A 19,056-nucleotide genomic window follows, 5' to 3' on the forward strand; every position below is an offset into this window, starting at 1 on the left:
GAACGGTGGGGGGTGGCAACGCGATCGGCTGCCGGGGCTCAGCCCTTCACGGCGCCCTGCATGATGCCTCCCACGATCTGCCGGCCGAGCAGGCCGAAGACGAGCAGCACGGGAAGGGTGCCGAGCAGCGTGCCGGCCATGATCACGGACTGGTCGTGGACATAGCCGCCGCCGAGCTGGCGCAGGGCGACCTGCACCGTCGGCTCCTGCGAGGACAGGGCGACGATCGGCCAGAAGAAGTCGTTCCACGCGGCCATGAAGGTGAGCATGCCGAGGACGGCCATGCCCGGACGAGCGATGGGCACCACGACGGACCAGAAGATCCGGGCGCTGGAGGCGCCGTCCACCCGTGCGGCCTCGATCAGTTCGTCCGGCAGCGACTGCACCAGGTACTGCCGCATGAAGAACACACCGAAGGCGGAGACCAGTCCGGGCAGGATGACGGCCTGGAGCTGGTTCACCCACTGCAGTTCGGCGATCAGCATGAACAGCGGGATCACCCCGAGCTGCGGCGGGATCATCATGGTGCCCACGGTGATCGCCAGCAGTGCGCCACGGCCGCGGAAGCGCAGCTTGGCGAAGGCGAAACCGGCGAGCGTGCAGCACAGTACGGTGCCGACGGTGATCGAGCCCGAGACGATGAGGGAGTTCAGCAGCGCCTTGCCGATGTCCGCCTCCTCCATCACCGCCTCGAAGTTGCGCATGAGGTTCGGCCCGGGCAGCAGGGACGGCGGCACCTTCGCCAGATCGGCGTTGGACCGGCTGGCCGCGACGATCGTCCAGTAGAACGGGAACGCCGAGATCAGCAGGGCGACGATCAGGATCGCGTAGGTGAGCTTGCCGCCGTGCATGGTGCGTCCGGCACGGGTCCTGCGCCGGCGCGGGGTCCCGGGGCGCCGGTCCGTGGCGGGCGGCTCGGTCGGCGGAGCGGCGAGCGCGGTCATCGGCCGGCCTCCTTGCGGTAACGGCGGCGCGCGATCAGGGCGTTGACCCCGACGAGCACCAGGATCAGCAGGAACATCACCCAGGCGATGGCGGCGGCCCGGCCCAGGTGGAAGAAGCCCCAGCCCTGTTCGTACATGTAGAGACCGAGCGTCTGGTACTGGTGCGAGATGCCGCCGGAGGTGGAGCCCTCGAACAGCAGCGGTTCTCCGAAGAGCTGTGTCGCGCCGATCGTGGAGACGACGACGGTGAAGACGATCGTCGGCCGCAGCCCGGGCAGCGTCACATGGAAGAACTGCCGCCAGCGGGAGGCTCCGTCCATCTCCGCGGCCTCGTACAGCTCGCTCGGGATGGACTGCATGCCCGCCAGATAGATCAGCGCGTTGTATCCGGTCCACCGCCAGATCACGATCGTGGAGACCGCGATCTGCGAACTGACGGTCCCGGTCTGCCAGTCGACCGGGTCGATGCCGACCAGGCCGATGGCGTAGTTGATCAGACCGAAGTCGCGGCCGAAGAGCTGGGCGAAGACCAGCGTCGCCGCCGCGACCGAGGTGGCGTACGGCAGCAGCATCGCCGTGCGCAGGAAAGTGCGGCCGCGCAGACGGTAGTTGAGCAGATGGGCCAGGCCCAGCGCCATCACCAGCTGCGGGACCGTGGACAGCACCCCGATGGTGAAGGTGTTGCGCAGCGCGGTCCAGAAGATCTCGTCGCCGAAGAGCGCGGTGTAGTTGTCCAGGCCACGCCACTGCATGTCGCCGGGCGTCTGCAGTTCCACCCGGTACAGCGACACGAACGCCGTGTAGATCAGCGGGAAGAGGCCGAAGGCGGCGAACAGCGTGAAGAACGGCGCCACATAGGCGTACGGGGTCAGCTTCCGCCAGGTCCGGTGCGCGGCCGACGGCTGCGGGGGCGCCGGTGGCCGGGGTGCGTCCGGCTTCGCGGTGGCGGTGAGGGTCACGTGCGGCCCTTCGGGAGGAGGTACGGGGGGTGTGGAGTCCGGAGGCCGGTCCGGCCGGGTGTCGAGGACCGGCCTCCGGGGCGTGGTGACCGGGGTCAGCCGGTGGCGTTCTCCACGTTCTTCTTCGCGGTCGACCAGGCCTTGTCCGGCGAGGTGCCCTTGCGCTCCACCTCGCTCAGCGCGTTGGTGATCTGGTCGGCCACGTTCTTGTCGTGGACGCCGAGCACCTGCACCGGGGCGGCCTTGGCCGCGTCACCGAAGATCTGGCCGATCGGCGCGTCGGAGAAGTACGGGTCCTTGGCGTCGGCGACCTGCGCGATGGCTCCCGTGGACGACGGGAAGTTGCCCTGCTTGGTGAAGAGCTTGGCCTGCTGCGCGGGGGCGGTGAGCCACTGGATCAGGTCGTACGCCTCCTTCTTGTGCTTGGCGGCCCGGGGGATGGAGAGGTACGAGCCGCCCCAGTTGCCCGCGCCGCCGGGCAGCTTGGCGATGTCCCACTTGCCCTTGCCGGCGTCACCGGCCTGACCCTTGATGTAGCCGAGCATCCAGGCGGGGCAGGGCATCGTGGCGAACGAGCCGGCGGAGAACGCCTGGTTCCACTGCGGCGACCACTGGTCGAGCTTGGCGCTCAGGCCCGCCTTCGCGGCCTCGGTGGACGCCTCCCAGGCCGCCTTGATCGGCGGGTTGTTCTCGTAGATCAGCTTTCCGGAGCCGTCGTAGTAGCGCTCCTCCTCCTGGCCGACCATGATCGTGTAGAGGCTGCCGACGCTGTCCATCCAGGCGCTCTTGGCAGGGGCCTTCTTCTTGTACTCCTTGCCCAGGGCGAGGTAGCCGTCCCAGGTGGACCACTTGGCCGCCAGCTCGGTCCGGTCGGTGGGCAGGCCGGCCTTCTCGAAGAGGTCGGTGCGGTAGCACATGGCCTCCGGGCCGACGTCGGTGCCGAGGCCGAGCACCTGGCCGTCCTTGCCGGTGGCGGCGGACCACTTGGCGTCGGCGAACTGGCTCTTGAGCTTGTCGGCGCCGTACTCCTTCAGGTCCTCGAACTTGTCGGCCTGCTGCTGGGTGACGGCGGCGATCCGGCCCACCTCGATGCCCTGCACGTCGGCGAGGCCGCCGCCGCCCGCGAGCCGGGTCTGCAGCGACTTCCAGTAGTCCTGCTCGTCCTCGGTGTCGGTCTGCTTGATCGTGACGCCCGGGTGGAGCTTCTCGTACTCCGCGTACAGCCCGGCCTCCTTGTATCCGAAGGAACCGAAGAGGTCGACCGTGATCGTGACCTTGCCGTCCGCGCTGTCCGACGCGCCGTCCGAGGAACCGGATCCGCATGCGGCCAGAAGTGCTCCGGTGAGTGCGACCGCACCCACGCGGACGACGGCCCTCTTGGCGGCTCGGGCGATGGGCATGGGAAGCCTCCCTTGGCTTCGGTGGAGCGAGACCGCATTGAGAGCGCTCTCAAAGATGCGACTGGAGCGTGCCCCGGAGGGGCTCGCCCCGTCAAGACTCGAAGGCATAACGGCTTGGACTCAGCCCCAACTGGGGCCTGTGTCCCATCTATTGACACGTCTGTTTCAGGAGTTTTACGTTGCAGGACATCTGAGAGCGCTCTCGGACGCCCTTTCCCTCATGACTCGAGGTGCCGTCCATGCCAGCCCACCGCACCAGACCAGCTGCCGCGCTGTTCCTGGTCACAGCCCTGGCCGCCGTCGGCCTGGGCCCGGCCGCCACTCCGGCGGCAGCCGCAACCATCCCCGTAGGCTCTGGCAGCTACTCCGACAGCCGCCCCGCCGGCACGTCGGGCCCGACCACCAACACCGGCGCGCCCGTCACCCCCAAGACCACGCCCGCCGCCCAGGACAAGCCGGTCCCGACCAACGACTGGTGGTCCTCCCTGGCCTTCCAGCGTTACGGCGACAACCCGTACTCCACCCCCATGTACGGCCATCCGCTGACCTACCAGGCCACGGCCGGCGGGCTCGACATCGGCTACCCGACGACGGCCGCCATCGTCGGCGACGGCCGCCAGTACGAGTACGCGCACAAGCGGGACCTCACCCTCGGCCTGACCGGGCTCAACTCGCCGGACACCAAGGCCGATGCGTGGTCCGACTGGACCGTGACCCCCTACTGGTCGGACGGCACGCGCACCCTGCGCACCACCATCGGCCACGGCATGCCGTTCGTATACGCCAAGGGCTCCGGAGCAGCCGCCCAGATCACCACCGCGGCGGCGCCCGCGGTCTTCGCCGACCAGGGCAACGTCCTCGGTATCACGGTCGCGGGCCACCACTACGCGCTGTTCGCCCCCACGGGCAGCGACTGGACGGTCTCCGGCTCCACCATCACCGCCGGCCTCGGCGCCAAGGACTACTTCTCCCTGGCCGTACTGCCCTCCACCGACGCACTGGCCACCTACCGGAAGTACGCCTTCAGCTTCGTCACCGGCTCCCAGGCGAGCTGGAGCTACACCGGCGGCAACTCCCGGGCCACGTACACCCTGACCACCGAGGCCAAGGAGGGCACCGAGCGCGGGACGCTCCAGGCGCTCTACCGCCACCAGTGGATGAACAGCACCGACCCGCTGACGTCGTACACCTACGTCTCGCCGCGCGGGACGATGAAGGTCCGCGAGTCCGCGTCCTTCACCACCAGCCAGAAGGCGTCGGCCGTGCTGCCCGGGCTGCCGAAGACCAACGCCGTCGACACCGCACGGCTGCGCGGCTATCTCGATGAGGTCGCGAACGCGGCCGACCCCTTCTCCGGCTACACGGATACCTACTGGACGGGCAAGGCGCTGGGCCGTCTCGCCCAACTGGTCCCCGTCGCCGACCAGATCGGCGAGACCGCCACCCGCGACAAGCTCATCGGGCTGCTCAAGGGCCGGCTTCAGGACTGGTTCACGGCGGGCGGCGTCAGCGAGTTCAGCTACGACAAGGCGTGGAAGACACTCACCGGATACCCCGCCTCGTACGGCAGCGACACCGAACTCAACGACCATCACTTCCACTACAGCTACTACATCTACGCGGCAGCGATCGTCGCCCAGTACGACCAGGCCTGGGCCGCCGACTCCGCCTGGGGCGGCATGGTGAAGACCCTGGTACGGGACGCGGCCAACCCCAGCCGCAGCGACTCCGCCTTCCCCTTCCTGCGCGGCTTCGACGTGTACGCCGGGCACAGCTGGGCCTCCGGGCACCAGGGCTTCGCCGCCGGCAACAACCAGGAGTCGTCGTCCGAGTCCATCAACCTGAGCGCGGGCCTCGTGCTGTGGGGCTCGGCCACCGGTGACACCGCCCTGCGCGACCTCGGCACCTATCTGCTCACCACCGAGTCCGAGGCGATCGGCCAGTACTGGTTCGACGCCGACCAGCAGGTCTTCCCGTCCTCCTTCGGCCACGACACGGTCGGCATGGTGTGGGGCAGCGGCGGGGCCTACGCGACCTGGTGGACCGCCAACCCCGAGGAGATCCACGGCATCAACGTCCTGCCCGTGACCGGTGGTTCACTCCACCTGGGCGGCGAGAACACCGCGATCCGGCGCAACATCGCCGAGATGGAACGCGAGAACGGCGGCCCTGCCGTCGAATGGCGCGACATCCTCTGGGAGTTCCAGTCGTTCGCCGATCCCGCGGCGGCGAAGGCCAAGTGGGACGCGGGCAATGCCGGATACACGCCCGAACAGGGCGAGTCCAAGGCGCACACCTACCACTGGCTGACCACCCTCGACGCGCTCGGAGCGCCCGACGCGACGGTCACCGGGGACATCCCGACGTCCGCCGTGTTCACCAAGGGGACGGCACGGACCTACGCCGCGCACAACCACGGCGCCACGGCCCGCACGGTGACGTTCTCCGACGGCAAGACGCTCTCCGTACCGGCGCGTTCGACGGCGACGGGCACGGGAACCGGCACCGGCGACCCGGACCCCGATCCGGATCCCGACCCGCCGACGGGGAACACCTTCCAGCTCCGTACGGGAGGAACGCTGACCACCGCGACCGGCGGCACGGCCGGCAGTGACACGATCGCCTCCGCCGGCGGCGGCAATCACGACGGCACCCCGAACCAGCCGCTCGTCTACCAGGCCAAGCAGGTCAACGGCACGGTCACGCCCGGCGCCGCGACCGCCTTCCGTCTCCAGCTCGACGCGGGCACGGCGGTCGGCCTCGGCCAGCAGGCCCGGATCAGCTACGACTTCACGGGCGACGGCACCTTCGACCGCACCGAGACCTACCAGTACTTCGCCACCGACCCGGTGGCGGGCTGGGAGGAATACGCCCAGTCGCGCGGACTGCGATCGGCGACCGGGAGTCTCGGTGACCTGAAGAACGGAACCGTACGGCTGGAGGTGTGGCACGCCATCGGCAACGGCACCGCGAAGCTCCAGACCGGCACGGACAGGTCGGTGCTGGTGATTCCCTTCGGCTGAGCCGGCGGGTTCGGCGGATCGCGCCGGCACCGCGCGCCCCGGCCACCGGTCGCGCCGAGTGCATCGAGCGAAGAACGCCGGCACTGTGTGCGGCGGGCACCCGGCCTCTCAGGCCGAGGCCCGCCGCACCAGCGTGGTCGGGGTGATCACCGAGGCGGGAGCGCCGGTGTGCTGCTCGCCCTCGTTCAGTACGCGCATCAGCAGCCGCACCATGAGCCGGCCCATGCCCTCGATGTCCTGGCGGACCGTCGTCAGCGGAGGGTCGGTCGACTCGACGACCGAGGCCATGTCGTCGAAGCCCACCACCGCCACGTCGTCCGGCACCCGAAGTCCCCGCTCCCGCAGGGTCCGCAGCGCACCGGAGGCCATCAGATCGTTGGAGGCGAACACGGCGTCGAGGCCGGGGCGCCTCTCGAGCAGTTCCGCCATCGCGCGGGCGCCGCTCTCCACGGTGAAGTCGCCCTGGCTGACGAGGTCGGGGTCGGCGTCGAGCAGTACGTCCCGGTAGCCGTCGATCCGGTCGAGCGCCGAGGTCTGGTCGCGCGGCCCCGCGATGTGCGCGATGTGCTCGCGGCCGAGCGAGACCAGATGCCGCACGGCCTCGCGGGCGCCGCCGCGGTTGTCGCAGTCGACGTAGGGGAGGGCGAGACCTGAGGTGGCACCGGGCCAGCCCGGACGGCCGCCGAAGACGGTCGGGACCTTGACCCGGCTGATGATGGAGGGGAGTTCGTCGTCGTTGTGCAGCGAGAAGGCCAGCGCACCGTCCACATGGCCGCCGCCGAGGTAGCGGGCGATCCGGTCGTGGTCGCCGGGACCCTCGACCCACAGCAGCACCAACTGGGAGTCGTGAGCGGTGAGCTCCCGGCTGATGCCGCGCACCTGCTGCTCGAAGAACGGGTCCGAGAAGATCCTGAACTCCGGCTCGGCGATGATCACGGCGACCGCGCCGTTGCGCCGGGTCACCAGGGTGCGGGCCGCGTGGTTCGGTACGTAGCCGAGTTCCTCGACCGCCTGGCGCACCTTGTCCACCAGCGGCCGGCGCACCCCCGCGCCGCCGTTGACGACCCGGGAGGCCGTGGCCCGGGAGACACCGGCGCGCGCGGCGACGGCTTCCAGCGTGGGACGGGACCCAGTGGTCTGCTCGGGCAAGGCGGATGCTCCTCGGCTGGGTCGGTCGGCTGCATCGGGCGACAGCGGGAAGGCGCTGCCGGTATCAGGATATCCGTGCCCGGGCGAGCTGCTGAGAGCGCTCCCACCAGCCCGGACCGGGCGAGGGTCCGCGAGGCGGGCCGTGGGACCTGTGGCGATGCGGTTCCGTTCTCCCGCCGACCACCGATCCCGTCTGTCCCGTCCGGCGCACGGATGCCCTGATTGCCCCCTGATTGCCCTCTGTCGCAGGGAAGTTGACGGGAGTAGCTTCCCGCCCATGCCGATACGCGCGGGGGGCACCCGCTTGACGTGCAGATCGCTGGTGGTGGCGGCCTCGGCCGCCCTGATGGCCATGACGCTCACGCCCGCCGGCGCCCAGAGCGCCCCGCTGCGGGAGAGCAAGCCGGTCCACTCCTACGAGAACGCGATCCGTGAATCCGTCTGGGTGGACACCCGGCTCGACGGTGACGGCGACGGGAAGAGCGACCGGGTCGCCGTGGACATCGTCCGGCCCCGGGAGCCCGAGCAGCAGGGCCGGAAGATCCCGGTGATCATGGACGCCAGCCCGTACTACTCCTGCTGCGGCCGTGGCAACGAGAGCCAGCTCAAGACGTATGACGCGGACGGCAACCCGGTCCAGTTCCCGCTCTACTACGACAACTTCTTCGTCCCGCGCGGCTACGCCTTCGTCGCTGTCGACCTCGCCGGGACCAACCGCTCCGACGGCTGCGTCGACGTCGGAGGCCGCTCCGACGTCCAGTCCGCCAAGGCCGTCGTCGACTGGCTGAACGGCCGCGCCCGCGGCTACACCACCAGGACCGGGACCGAGCGCGCGGGAGCCGGCTGGAGCAACGGCCGGACCGGCATGATCGGCAAGAGCTACGACGGCACCATCGCCAACGGCGTCGCCGCCACCGGAGTGGAGGGCCTCGAGACGATCGTCCCGATCGCGGCCATCTCCTCCTGGTACGACTACTACTTCGCCAAGGGCGCGCCCCTCTACGACTCGGGACCCGAGTGGCTGTCCGACTACGTCGAGAGCCCCGACGCCCGCTCGCGCTGCCAGGCCGTCCAGCAGCGCCTGGTGGACGAGGCCCCGCGCACCGGAGACCTCACCCGCCTGTGGAGCGAGCGCGACTACGTCCGCGACGCCGACCAGGTGCGTGCCAGCGTCTTCGCCGTGCACGGCATGCAGGACCTCAACGTCCGCTCCAAGCACTTCGGCCAGTGGTGGGACGCGCTCGCGGACGAGGGTGTCGAGCGCAAGGTGTGGCTGTCGCAGACAGGTCACGTCGACCCGTTCGACTTCCGGCGCGGCGAGTGGGTGAAGACGCTGCACCGCTGGTTCGACCACTACCTGCTCGGTTACGACAACGGCATCGAACGCGAACCCATGGCCGACGTCGAACGCGCCCCCGACCAGTGGTCCACCGACCGTGTCTGGCCGCCGCGCGCCACGGACGCCACCACACTGCGCCCCGGCACCGGCACCGCACCCGGGGTCGGCACGCTTGGCCTGCGGCCCGCCCGCCCCGGCGCGAGCGAGACCTTCACCGACGACCGCACGAAGGACGAGACCGACTGGGCCGCCCGGATCGACCTGTCGACCCCGGACAAGGCCGGGTTCGTCAGCCAGCCGCTCGGACGCGATCTGCGGCTCTCGGGCTCCTCGACGGTGAAGGTCACCGTCACCCCCAACACCACCAGCGCGCATCTGTCCGCGGTCCTCGTCGACCTCGGCCCGGACACCATCCGCGACTACGCGGCAGCCGGTGAGGGCATCACCACCCTTCCCGAGCGCACCTGCTGGGGTGCGACCGCCCCCGGCGACAGTCCCTGCTTCAAGGAGACCCGGGCGCGCACGGCCACCGTCGACCACACCGTCTTCAGCCGTGGCTGGGCCGACCTCGGCACCTACGCGTCCGCCGCCCAGGGCCGGCCGCTGACACCCGGCAGGGCGTACACGATCACGCTCGATCTGCACGCCGGTGACCATGTCGTCCCGGCCGGGCACCGCCTGGCGCTGATCGTCGCGGGCACGGACCGGGATCTGATCGACCCGCCCGCGAGCACCCCGACGCTGCGCGTCGATCTGGCCCGCACATCGGCCACGCTGCCGATCGTCGGCGGCGCCCCGGCCTTCGTCCGCGCCACGGCCCCCTCGGCCGTCCCGCCGGCGCCCCGCGACTCCCGGCCCGGCGGTGTCGCCGAACCGCGTCCCTTCCGTCCGATTCCCTCAGGGGGCAGCCGATGAGAGCACCGCTGCGCACACTCGCCCTGGCCGTGACGGCGGCCGCCGTGGCCGTACCGCTGATCACGGTGCCCGCGGAGGCGGCTCACCGGCCGCCGCGTACGGGCTTCGAGATCAGCAACGGCGCGCGCTGGACCGGTCAGCCGGAGGAGCAGACGTTCCTGCGCGCCGTCGACCGCGGCAGCGACCGGGTCTCGGTCGCCCGCATCGGGACGACCAAGCAGGACCGACCACTCCAGCTCGTCCGGATCGGCGCCCGGCACGCCGCAAGCACGGTCCTGCTGATCTGCTCCCAGCACGGCGACGAACCCTCCGGCCGGGACGCCTGCCTCACCACGATCCGCGACCTCGCCTTCGCGGGCGACGGAAAGACCCGCGGGCTGCTGTCCCGGACCCGCATTCTGGTCGTCCCGACGGCCAACCCGGACGGCCGGGCCGCCGACACCCGCGGCAACTCCGACGGCGTCGACATCAACCGCGACCACATCGAGCTGAAGACCGCCGAGGGGCGGGCCATGGCCGCCGTCCTGCGCGACGAGCGGCCCGACATCGTCTACGACCTGCACGAGTACGGGGCGACTCCGCCGTACTACGACAAGGACCTGTTCGACCTCTGGCCGCGCAACCTCAACACCCACTCCCGTGTCCACGACGAGTCGCGGACACTCTCCGAGCGCTATGTGCGGCCCGCCGCACACGACGAAGGCCACACCACGGGCACGTACGGCATCTGGACCGATCCCGTCACCGGCGATCCGATCAAGCAGACCGCGGGCGACGGCCAGGAGCGCATTCTGCGCAACGCCTCGGGCGTCAAGAACGCCCTGGGCCTGCTCATCGAGAGCCGTGTCGACCCCATGACCGAGGAGGAGAAGGCGGACGCGGCCCTCAACAACCGCCGCCGCGTCGGCAGTCAGCTGGCCGCCCTCGGCGGACTGTTCTCCTTCGCCGACGAACGGCGCGGCCGGATCGAGGCGGCGACGACCGCGGCCGCTCTCGCCGGATTCAGGGACCGCGGCCCGGTCTATCTCGGCGGTGCCGACAACGACCCGGCGACACCGGAGGAGACGCTCGCCGACCCGCCCTGCGGCTATCGCCTGGACCCCGCGCAGTTTGCGGATGTGAGGGACGAACTCGCACTGCACGGTGTCGCCTCGCGACCGGACGGTCACGGTGCGTTCGTGCCGCTGCGGCAGTCGCGACGGCAACTGGTGCCCCTGCTGCTGGATTCCCGGGCGACTTACCACCTCACATCGGGAGAACCAACGTCAGCCTGTTGACGTGGGTGGCGTGGATCACATGTGGTACGGGGTAGCGGAAGCGAAAGCAGGTTTGTTCCGAGCAATCCGTGAAAGGTGCCGCTTGTGTCGCACGAACCAGAACCGGAGGGCCGGGAGGAGAAGCTGGTGCCAGCTGATCTTCCCGGTTCTCCCCACGAGACCGGGCGCCCTACGACGGACCGGGTGGTCTTCGGAGTCACTGCCGTACTCACCCTTGCCTTCGTGGTGTGGGGCGCCGTAGCCACCGACGCGCTCGAGAGCGTGTCCAGCAAGATGTTGAGCGGACTGATCCACAACGGCGGCTGGGCCTTCGTCCTGGCCGCCTCCGGATTCGTCGTCTTCGCCCTCTGGCTGGCCATCAGCCGGTACGGCAAGATCCCGCTCGGCCAGGAGGGCGAGGGCCCGGAGTTCAAGACGGTCTCCTGGGTCGCCATGATGTTCAGCGCCGGTATGGGCATCGGCCTGATGTTCTACGGAGTGAGCGAACCGCTCGCCCACTTCACCTCCCCCCCGCCGGGCACCGCCCCCGCCGACTCGGCGGCCGCGATGCAGACGGCGATGGCCACCACGCTCTTCCACTGGACCCTGCACCCGTGGGCGATCTACGCGGTCGTCGGACTCGCGATCGCCTACAGCACGTTCCGCCGGCGCCGCCGGCAGACGATCAGCGCGGTCTTCGTGCCCCTCATCGGCGAGAAGCAGGCGCACGGCCCCACCGGCCGGGTCATCGACATCCTGGCGATCTTCGCCACGCTGTTCGGCTCGGCGGCGTCCCTCGGCCTCGGCGCCCTGCAGATCGGCAGCGGCTTCACCGAACTGGGCTGGATGAACAAGGTCGGCACGGGACTGCTCGTCGGCATCATCGCGGTGCTGACGCTCGCGTTCGTCCTGTCCGCCGTCTCCGGTGTGGAGAAGGGCATCCAGTGGCTGTCCAACACCAACATGGTGCTGGCGCTGCTGCTCGTGCTGTTCGTCTTCATCGCGGGTCCGACGATCATCATCCTCGACCTGGTGCCCTCGTCCATCGCCGCCTACTTCGGGGATCTGCCGGAGCTGGCCGGACGCACCGAGGCGTCCAGCGGTAAGGGCGTCGCGGAGTGGCTGGGCAGCTGGACGGTCTTCTACTGGGCCTGGTGGATCTCGTGGACGCCGTTCGTCGGCATGTTCATCGCACGCATCAGCCGCGGCCGGACGATCCGTCAGTTCGTCGGCGGCGTCATCCTGGTCCCGAGCACCGTCAGCCTGATCTGGTTCGCGGTCTTCGGCGGCACGGCGATGAAGCTCCAGGAGAACAAGCAGCTCGGCGACGAGACCACGCCCGAGGGCCAGCTCTTCGCGGTGCTCCAGCAGTATCCGATCGCCACCGTCATGAGCCTGCTCGTGATGATCCTCGTCGGCATCTTCTTCGTGTCCGGTGCGGACGCCGCGTCGATCGTGATGGGCACGCTCTCCCAGAAGGGCTCCTTCGAGCCGACCAAGCTGGTCGTCGTCTTCTGGGGTGTGGTGACCGGTGCCGTCGCGGCGATCATGCTGCTCATCGGCAACGGCAAGGGCGACGCGCTCGCCGGTCTGCAGAATCTGACCATCCTGGTGGCCGCGCCCTTTGTGCTCGTGATGATCGGCATGTGCGTGGCGCTCATGCGCGACCTGCGCCACGACCCGCTGATCGTGCGCGGCGAGATGGGTGCGGAGGTCGTGGAGTCCGCGGTCATCGCGGGACACCACAAGTACGACGGTGACTTCGAGATCCGTATCGGCCCCGGCGTCGGTCCTGACGACGACCGGAGCCCCGTGGAGCCCTGACGGCCACGGTGAGTCATGAGGCCGGACGCCGTCCGGAGCCGCAGCCCGGCTCCGGACGGCGTCCGGTTTCATGCCGGGCGCCTGCGGTGGGTTGTCCGCCGGCGATGGTTCAGCTCTGCTCGACGAGGGCCGCCGCCGCCTCGGCACACCCCCAAGCGACCGTCACCCCGGCCCCACCGTGTCCGTAGTTGTGCACCACCACACCGCCTCCCGGCAGCCGCTCGGCCTCGAGGCGTACGCCCGCGGCCCTCGCCGGACGCAGCCCCACCCGGTGGCCGAGAATCCGGGCCTTCGCGATCTCGGGGCGGAACCGGGCACAACGCGCCACGATCGCCTCCGCCGTCGCCGGATCGGGCTCTGTGCGCCAGTCCCCGTCCTCGGCGGTGCCACCGAGGACGAGCCGGCCCGGCTGCGGGAAGAAGTACGTGCTCTCGGCGGACCTGTCCTTGGCCAGGACGAACCACTCGTCGATGCCCGGGTTCTCCACCAGCACGAGCTGTCCGCGCACGGGCTGGACCCCTGCGTCGGGCACCAGTTCATGGGCGCCCAGCCCCGTGCAGTTCACCACCACTCGCCCCGCGGCGGCCGCCTCGGCGAGAGAACGGACGTCACGGGACTCGACCGTGCCGCCCGTACTCTCCAAACGGCGCCGCAGCCGGCCCAGATGGGCGGGCATGTCGATCAGCGGGAGACGCGCCCGCACTCCCTCCCGGTGGCCGGGCGGCAACTCGCCCGGCTCCGCGGCCCGCAGCCCCTCCACCTGTGCCGACCAGGGCCCGAGCCGCGCCACCGCTTGGTCGGCGAGGACACCCGCGACCAGACGCACCCCGCTCTCCTCGGGGCGCTCGGCCAGCTGCCGGTACACCCGCAGTGTCTCCGTCGCCCACTCGCCCACCCGCTCCGCCGGCTCGATCCGGTACGGCCACCACAGCGCACCCGCCACCGCGGACGTGGTCTCCTCCGCCGCGGCCCGCGTCCACAGGCGCACCCGCCGGCCGCTCTCCGCCAGCACCACGGCGGTCGTCAGCCCGATGACGCCGCTCCCGACCACCACCACATCGCCGCTCATGCAGGGACCGTAGCGAAGCGCGGCGGCGCGCACACGGCGTAGGCCGACGATCTCGGCGCAGGGCGTTCCAGCAGGAGCGGGCTGGCGTGAGGAGTACCGCCGGGCACCGACCCGGCCGGGCGGTCCACCCGGGCCCGGCCCCGTTAGGATCGCCGTCTGATGACTGCCACTCTCGTCGCCAAGGATCTCGCCGCAGGACGTGGCGACCGTACGCTCTTCGCCGAACTGGACCTCGTCGTCGCACCCGGCGACGTGATCGGCCTGGTCGGCGCCAACGGAGCCGGAAAGTCGACCCTGCTGCGGATGCTCGCCGGTCTCGACCGGCCCGAGGAGGGCGAGCTGAAGCTCTCGCCGCCCTCCGCCACGGTCGGGCATCTTCCGCAGGAGCCGGAGCGCCGCCCCGGTGAGACCGTGCGGCAGTTCCTGGCCCGCCGCACCGGCGTCGCCGCCGCGCAGGAGGCCATGGACGAGGCGACCCAGGCACTCGTCGACGGCGCACCCGGCGCCGACGGCGCGTACGCCACGAGTCTGGAGCGCTGGCTCGGGCTCGGCGGGGCCGACCTCGACGAGCGTGCCGAGGAGGTCGCCGGCACCCTCGGGCTGACCGTGGGACTCGACCTCGCCATGACCGCACTCTCCGGCGGCCAGGCGGCCCGCGCCGGACTGGCCTCCCTGCTGCTCTCGCGCTACGACGTCTTCCTGCTCGATGAGCCGACCAACGACCTCGACCTGGACGGCCTGGAGCGGCTGGAGGCGTTCGTCCGCGGACTGCGGGCCGGTACGGTCGTCGTCAGCCACGACCGCGAGTTCCTCACCCGCACGGTCACGAAGGTCCTCGAACTCGACCTCGCCCAGCAGCAGATCACCCTGTACGGCGGCGGTTACGCGGCCTATCTGGAGGAACGGGAGACGGCCCGCCGGCACGCCCGCGAGGGCTACGAGGAGTACGCCGACAAGAGGTCCGCCCTCGAAGGCCGCGCGCAGATGCAGCGGTCCTGGATGGACAAGGGCGTCAAGAACGCCCGCCGCAAGGCGAGCGACAACGACAAGATCGGCCGCAAGTTCCGCAGCGAGGCGAGCGAGAAGCAGGCTGCCAAGGCGCGGCAGACGCAGCGGATGATCGAACGGCTCGACGTCGTCGAGGAACCGCGCAAGGAGTGGGAACTGCGGATGGAGATCGCGTCCGCCCCGCGCTCCGGATCGGTCGTGGCCACCCTGCGCGAGGCGGAGGTACGCCGCGGCGACTTCCGGTTCGGGCCGGCCTCGCTCCAGATCGACTGGGCGGACCGGGTCGCCATCACCGGCGCCAACGGGTCCGGCAAGTCCACCCTCCTCGCCGCCCTGCTCGGGCGCCTGCCCCTCGACTCGGGCCAGGCCTCACTCGGCTCGGGCGTCGTCGTCGGCGAGGTCGACCAGGCGCGCGGGCTGTTCTACGGCACCGAGAAACTGCTCGATGCCTTCTGCGCGGCAGTCCCGGACACCGAACCGGCCGACGTGCGCACCCTGCTGGCCAAGTTCGGGCTCAAGGCCGCGCATGTGCTCCGCCCGGCGACGACGCTCTCGCCCGGGGAGCGGACCCGCGCCGCCCTGGCGCTGCTCCAGGGACGCGGTGTCAATCTCCTCGTCCTCGACGAGCCGACCAACCACCTGGACCTGCCCGCGATCGAGCAGCTGGAGACGGCCCTCGACTCGTACCAGGGCACGCTGCTGCTGGTCACGCACGACCGCCGGATGCTCGACGCGGTGCACACCACGCGCCGGGTCGAAGTGGCCGACGGCAAGGTCACCGAGCTCTCCTGACGGCCGACACCCCTGACGGAACGTCACCCGCAGGTCCGGGAAGTGTCCCGGACCTGCAACAGCGCACGGCGCGCGACAACCTTCGGTACCCCTCGCGGATCTACTCCGACGACCGGCCCGGTGAATGGGCACAATTCATGAAAACGGGGTACACGGAATGTTCCGCTCACTCAGTCCGCTCGGCCGGCGCACCGCCGCCGCGTCCGCCGTCCTCGGACTCGGCTTCTCCCTCGCCGCCATCACCCCCGCCACCGCCGCGCCGGCCACCGACGTCAACGGCCGCTACACGGCGAAGGAGATCCACACCTTCCTCGACCGCTTCTACGGCGAGCACGGACCCTCCGCGGCGGACCGCAGGAACCGCGTCTCCGACCTGCTCAAGGAGAAGGCGGCCGCCAACCCCGGCTTCGACGTCCTGCTCTGCGCGCAGAACACGCCGCGGTCCATCGACATCGGCAAGGTGACGACCGCGCAGTCCGCGCGGGTCGGCTGGGCCACCGTGACGACCCACTGGGGCGAGAACGGCGAGGTCACCGCGGAGCTGCGCGCGCTGGTGGACCTGGACGGCACGAAGCCGCTGAAGCTCCTCGACGTGGAGTGCTCGCCGGAGGGCTGACCCTGCGGCCGCTCTGAAGCCGGCCTGACGGACGTCCGGCCGCTTCGAAACCGGCGCCGGAAGGCCGGCCGACCCGGGCGGTCGGCCCGTCCGGTACACGCGAAGGGACCCCGCAGTCACCCTCCTGCGGGGCCCCTTCGGCGTGCTGAAGAGCGTCAGCGCCCCCGGCCCGGGTCCGTCAGACCCGCGCGCCGCAGTGCGTCCGCCATCGCGCTGTTCGCCGGGGGAGGGGCCTGCCGGTCCCCGCCACGGCCGCCGCCCTGCTGACGGCGCTGCTGGGGCGCTCGCCCGCCGCCACGCTCACCGCGCTGCTGCCGCGGTCCGCCGGCCGGCGCCTTCGGGGCCGCCTCGTCCTCCAGCCGCAGGGTCAGCGAGATCCGCTTGCGCGGGATGTCGATGTCGAGGACCTTCACCTTCACCACGTCGCCGGGCTTGACCACGTCCCGCGGGTCCTTGACGAAGGTCTTCGACATGGCGGAGACATGGACGAGACCGTCCTGGTGCACACCGATGTCGACGAACGCGCCGAACGCTGCCACGTTGGTCACCACGCCCTCGAGGATCATCCCCGACGTCAGGTCGCCGATCTTCTCGACACCGTCCTTGAAGGTGGCCGTCTTGAAGGCGGGCCGCGGGTCGCGCCCTGGCTTCTCCAGCTCCCGCAGGATGTCCGTGACCGTCGGCAGGCCGAACGTGTCGTCGACGAAGTCCGCCGGCCTGAGCGAGCGCAGCGCCGGGGCGTTGCCGACCAGCGAGGCGACCTGCTCGCCCGCCGTCTTCACCATCCGGCGCACCACGGGGTAGGCCTCCGGGTGCACGCTGGAGGCGTCGAGCGGGTCGTCGCCGTCGCGGATCCGCAGGAAGCCCGCGCACTGTTCGTACGCCTTGGGGCCGAGCCGTGCCACGTCCTTGAGCGCCTTGCGGGAGCGGAAGGGGCCGTTGGCGTCGCGGTGGGCGACGATGTTCTCCGCGAGGCCCGCGCCGATGCCCGACACCCGTGAAAGCAGCGGTGTGGAAGCGGTGTTGACGTCGACGCCGACGCCGTTCACACAGTCCTCGACGACCGCGTCCAGCGAGCGGGAGAGCTTCACCTCGGACAGGTCGTGCTGGTACTGGCCGACGCCGATCGACTTGGGGTCGATCTTCACGAGCTCGGCCAGCGGGTCCTGGAGCCGGCGCGCGATCGACACCGCGCCACGCAGCGACACATCGAGGCCCGGCAGCTCCTGCGAGGCGAACGCGGACGCCGAGTACACGGAGGCGCCCGCCTCCGAGACCATCACCTTGGTGAGGTTCAGCTCCGGGTGCTTGGTGATGAGTTCACCGGCGAGCTTGTCGGTCTCGCGGGAGGCCGTGCCGTTGCCGATGGCGACCAGATCGACCGCGTGCTCCTTGGCGAGGCGCGCCAGCTTCGCCAGGGACTCGTCCCACTTGTTCGCGGGGACGTGCGGATAGATGGTGTCGGTGGCGACGACCTTGCCGGTCGCGTCGACCACGGCCACCTTCACACCCGTACGGAATCCCGGGTCCAGGCCCAGCGTCGCGCGCGTACCGGCGGGGGCGGCCAGAAGGAGATCGCGCAGATTCGCGGCGAAGACCCGTACCGCCTCGTCCTCGGCCGCCGTGCGCAGCCGCAGCCGCAGATCGATCCCGAGGTGCACCAGGATCCGCGTCCGCCAGGCCCAGCGCACGGTGTCCGCCAGCCACTTGTCGCCCGGCCGGCCGCGGTCGGCCACCCCGAAACGGCGGGCGACCATGTTCTCGTACGCGGACGGGCCGGGCTGCTCGGAGGGCTCCTCCGGCTCCAGCGACAGGTCGAGAACGTCCTCCTTCTCGCCGCGGAACATCGCCAGCACCCGGTGCGAGGGCAGCTCCGTGAACGCCTCCGCGAAGTCGAAGTAGTCCGCGAACTTCGCGCCCGGACCCTCCTTGGCGTCGCCCTTGCCGTCCCGCACCTTCGCCGCCAGCCGGCCGCGCGTCCACATCCGTTCGCGCAGTTCACCGATCAGATCGGCGTCCTCGGAGAAGCGCTCGGTGAGGATCGACCGCGCGCCTTCCAGCGCCGCGGCGGCGTCCGCCACGCCTTTGTCGGCGTCGACGAACGCGGCGGCGGCCGACAGCGGATCCACCGACGGGTCGCCCAGCAGCCCCTCGGCCAGCGGCTCCAGACCGGCCTCGCGGGCGATCTGCGCCTTGGTGCGCCGCTTGGGCTTGAACGGCAGGTAGATGTCCTCCAGACGCGCCTTGGTGTCGGCGGCCCGGATCTGCGCCTCCAGCGCCTCGTCCAGCTTGCCCTGCTCGCGTACGGACTCCAGGACCGCGGTCCGGCGCTCCTCCAGCTCCCGCAGATAACGCAGCCGCTCCTCGAGCGTGCGCAGCTGCGCATCGTCGAGCAGTTCGGTCGCTTCCTTGCGGTAGCGCGCGATGAACGGCACGGTCGAGCCGCCGTCGAGCAGCTCCACGGCCGCCCTGACCTGCCGCTCCCGTACGCCGAGTTCCTCGGCGATCCTGCCTTCGATGGACGTCGTCACGGTTCCCCGACTCGCCTTCTCGTGCTGGCAATGCTTGAGAGTGCATTGTGCCGGGTGGCCGGGCGCCGTGTCGCGCGCCGCCTCACACGCGGCGGGTGCGGCGTCCGCCGCCGGATGCACCGCCGAAGAGCTTGGCGAGCAGGCGGAAGGGCAGCGTGACCACCGTGGCGATGGCGGAGCCGACCGTACGAAGTGCGTCTGCGATGGCGCGCACGAGAACCTCCAGTGTCG

At 70.7% G+C, this 19,056-nt stretch carries 13 protein-coding genes; 6 read left to right on the forward strand and 7 right to left on the reverse strand.

The features are described 5' to 3' along the window. Window positions 1–38: 38 nt before the first annotated feature. The 3 genes from ACQPWZ_RS30910 to ACQPWZ_RS30920 form a co-directional block, all read right to left on the reverse strand. Window positions 39–944 (reverse strand): carbohydrate ABC transporter permease, encoded by a 906-nt coding sequence (locus tag ACQPWZ_RS30910; RefSeq protein WP_340476557.1) that lies wholly within the window; start codon window positions 942–944, stop codon window positions 39–41. Then, complete coding sequence (locus ACQPWZ_RS30915; protein WP_340476558.1) at window positions 941–1,903, reverse strand: carbohydrate ABC transporter permease; 963 nt, start codon at window positions 1,901–1,903, stop codon at window positions 941–943. The genes ACQPWZ_RS30910 and ACQPWZ_RS30915 overlap by 4 nt, the downstream gene beginning before the upstream one ends. Before the next feature lie 95 nt (window positions 1,904–1,998). Further along, a complete protein-coding gene (locus ACQPWZ_RS30920) occupies window positions 1,999–3,303 on the reverse strand; it encodes an ABC transporter substrate-binding protein (RefSeq protein ID WP_433572991.1) in 1,305 nt (434 codons plus the stop codon). Window positions 3,304–3,542: 239 nt separating this feature from the next. Here ACQPWZ_RS30920 and ACQPWZ_RS30925 point away from each other — a divergent pair, with 239 nt between their 5' ends. Continuing rightward, entirely contained in the window at window positions 3,543–6,326 is a 2,784-nt protein-coding gene (locus ACQPWZ_RS30925; protein ID WP_433572992.1) for a glycosyl hydrolase, read from the forward strand. A 108-nt stretch (window positions 6,327–6,434) separates the two neighbouring features. Here the strand turns inward: ACQPWZ_RS30925 and ACQPWZ_RS30930 are convergent, their stop codons facing one another. Next, the gene (locus tag ACQPWZ_RS30930; RefSeq protein ID WP_340476561.1) at window positions 6,435–7,475 is read right to left on the reverse strand and encodes a LacI family DNA-binding transcriptional regulator; all 1,041 of its coding nucleotides are present in this window, start codon (window positions 7,473–7,475) and stop codon (window positions 6,435–6,437) included. Window positions 7,476–7,752: 277 nt separating this feature from the next. Between ACQPWZ_RS30930 and ACQPWZ_RS30935 the strand changes: the two genes are divergently transcribed. The 3 genes from ACQPWZ_RS30935 to ACQPWZ_RS30945 all read left to right on the forward strand — a co-directional run bounded on the left by ACQPWZ_RS30935 (window position 7,753) and on the right by ACQPWZ_RS30945 (window position 12,809). Continuing rightward, window positions 7,753–9,729 carry a Xaa-Pro dipeptidyl-peptidase gene (locus ACQPWZ_RS30935; RefSeq protein ID WP_433572993.1) on the forward strand — a complete coding sequence of 659 codons (1,977 nt, stop codon included), beginning with the start codon at window positions 7,753–7,755 and terminating at the stop codon, window positions 9,727–9,729. Next, complete coding sequence (locus ACQPWZ_RS30940) at window positions 9,726–11,006, forward strand: M14 family metallopeptidase (protein WP_433572994.1); 1,281 nt, start codon at window positions 9,726–9,728, stop codon at window positions 11,004–11,006. The genes ACQPWZ_RS30935 and ACQPWZ_RS30940 overlap by 4 nt, the downstream gene beginning before the upstream one ends. A gap of 126 nt (window positions 11,007–11,132) precedes the next feature. Continuing rightward, on the forward strand, window positions 11,133–12,809 hold the full coding sequence (locus ACQPWZ_RS30945) for a BCCT family transporter (protein ID WP_313942904.1): 1,677 nt from the start codon (window positions 11,133–11,135) through the stop codon (window positions 12,807–12,809). 109 nt (window positions 12,810–12,918) lie between these two features. On the opposite strand, the gene ACQPWZ_RS30950 is transcribed toward ACQPWZ_RS30945, so the two are convergent. Then, window positions 12,919–13,878 carry an FAD-dependent oxidoreductase gene (locus ACQPWZ_RS30950; protein WP_433572995.1) on the reverse strand — a complete coding sequence of 320 codons (960 nt, stop codon included), beginning with the start codon at window positions 13,876–13,878 and terminating at the stop codon, window positions 12,919–12,921. A 159-nt stretch (window positions 13,879–14,037) separates the two neighbouring features. Here ACQPWZ_RS30950 and ACQPWZ_RS30955 point away from each other — a divergent pair, with 159 nt between their 5' ends. Both ACQPWZ_RS30955 and ACQPWZ_RS30960 read left to right on the forward strand, forming a co-directional pair. Further along, the gene (locus tag ACQPWZ_RS30955; RefSeq protein WP_433572996.1) at window positions 14,038–15,678 is read left to right on the forward strand and encodes an ABC-F family ATP-binding cassette domain-containing protein; all 1,641 of its coding nucleotides are present in this window, start codon (window positions 14,038–14,040) and stop codon (window positions 15,676–15,678) included. Window positions 15,679–15,835: 157 nt separating this feature from the next. Then, complete coding sequence (locus ACQPWZ_RS30960) at window positions 15,836–16,294, forward strand: hypothetical protein (RefSeq protein WP_433572997.1); 459 nt, start codon at window positions 15,836–15,838, stop codon at window positions 16,292–16,294. A gap of 155 nt (window positions 16,295–16,449) precedes the next feature. Here the strand turns inward: ACQPWZ_RS30960 and ACQPWZ_RS30965 are convergent, their stop codons facing one another. Continuing rightward, complete coding sequence (locus ACQPWZ_RS30965; RefSeq protein ID WP_433572998.1) at window positions 16,450–18,825, reverse strand: Tex family protein; 2,376 nt, start codon at window positions 18,823–18,825, stop codon at window positions 16,450–16,452. Between the two features lie 82 nt (window positions 18,826–18,907). After that, window positions 18,908–19,039 carry an LPFR motif small protein gene (locus ACQPWZ_RS30970; RefSeq protein WP_327678219.1) on the reverse strand — a complete coding sequence of 44 codons (132 nt, stop codon included), beginning with the start codon at window positions 19,037–19,039 and terminating at the stop codon, window positions 18,908–18,910. Window positions 19,040–19,056 lie beyond the last annotated feature (17 nt).

Origin of the sequence: Streptomyces sp. CA-251247 (assembly GCF_050952975.1) — a bacterium.
Taxonomy (GTDB): domain Bacteria; phylum Actinomycetota; class Actinomycetes; order Streptomycetales; family Streptomycetaceae; genus Streptomyces; species Streptomyces achmelvichensis.

What these genes read in the sequence shown, in the direction of transcription:
- ACQPWZ_RS30910 (WP_340476557.1), bottom strand. Translation starts at nt 944, where the DNA reads ATGACCGCGCTCGCCGCTCCGCCGACCGAGCCGCCCGCCACGGACCGG.
- ACQPWZ_RS30920 (WP_433572991.1), bottom strand. Translation starts at nt 3,303, where the DNA reads ATGCCCATCGCCCGAGCCGCCAAGAGGGCCGTCGTCCGCGTGGGTGCG.
- ACQPWZ_RS30925 (WP_433572992.1), top strand. Translation starts at nt 3,543, where the DNA reads ATGCCAGCCCACCGCACCAGACCAGCTGCCGCGCTGTTCCTGGTCACA.
- ACQPWZ_RS30935 (WP_433572993.1), top strand. Translation starts at nt 7,753, where the DNA reads ATGCCGATACGCGCGGGGGGCACCCGCTTGACGTGCAGATCGCTGGTG.
- ACQPWZ_RS30940 (WP_433572994.1), top strand. Translation starts at nt 9,726, where the DNA reads ATGAGAGCACCGCTGCGCACACTCGCCCTGGCCGTGACGGCGGCCGCC.
- ACQPWZ_RS30950 (WP_433572995.1), bottom strand. Translation starts at nt 13,878, where the DNA reads ATGAGCGGCGATGTGGTGGTGGTCGGGAGCGGCGTCATCGGGCTGACG.
- ACQPWZ_RS30955 (WP_433572996.1), top strand. Translation starts at nt 14,038, where the DNA reads ATGACTGCCACTCTCGTCGCCAAGGATCTCGCCGCAGGACGTGGCGAC.
- ACQPWZ_RS30960 (WP_433572997.1), top strand. Translation starts at nt 15,836, where the DNA reads ATGTTCCGCTCACTCAGTCCGCTCGGCCGGCGCACCGCCGCCGCGTCC.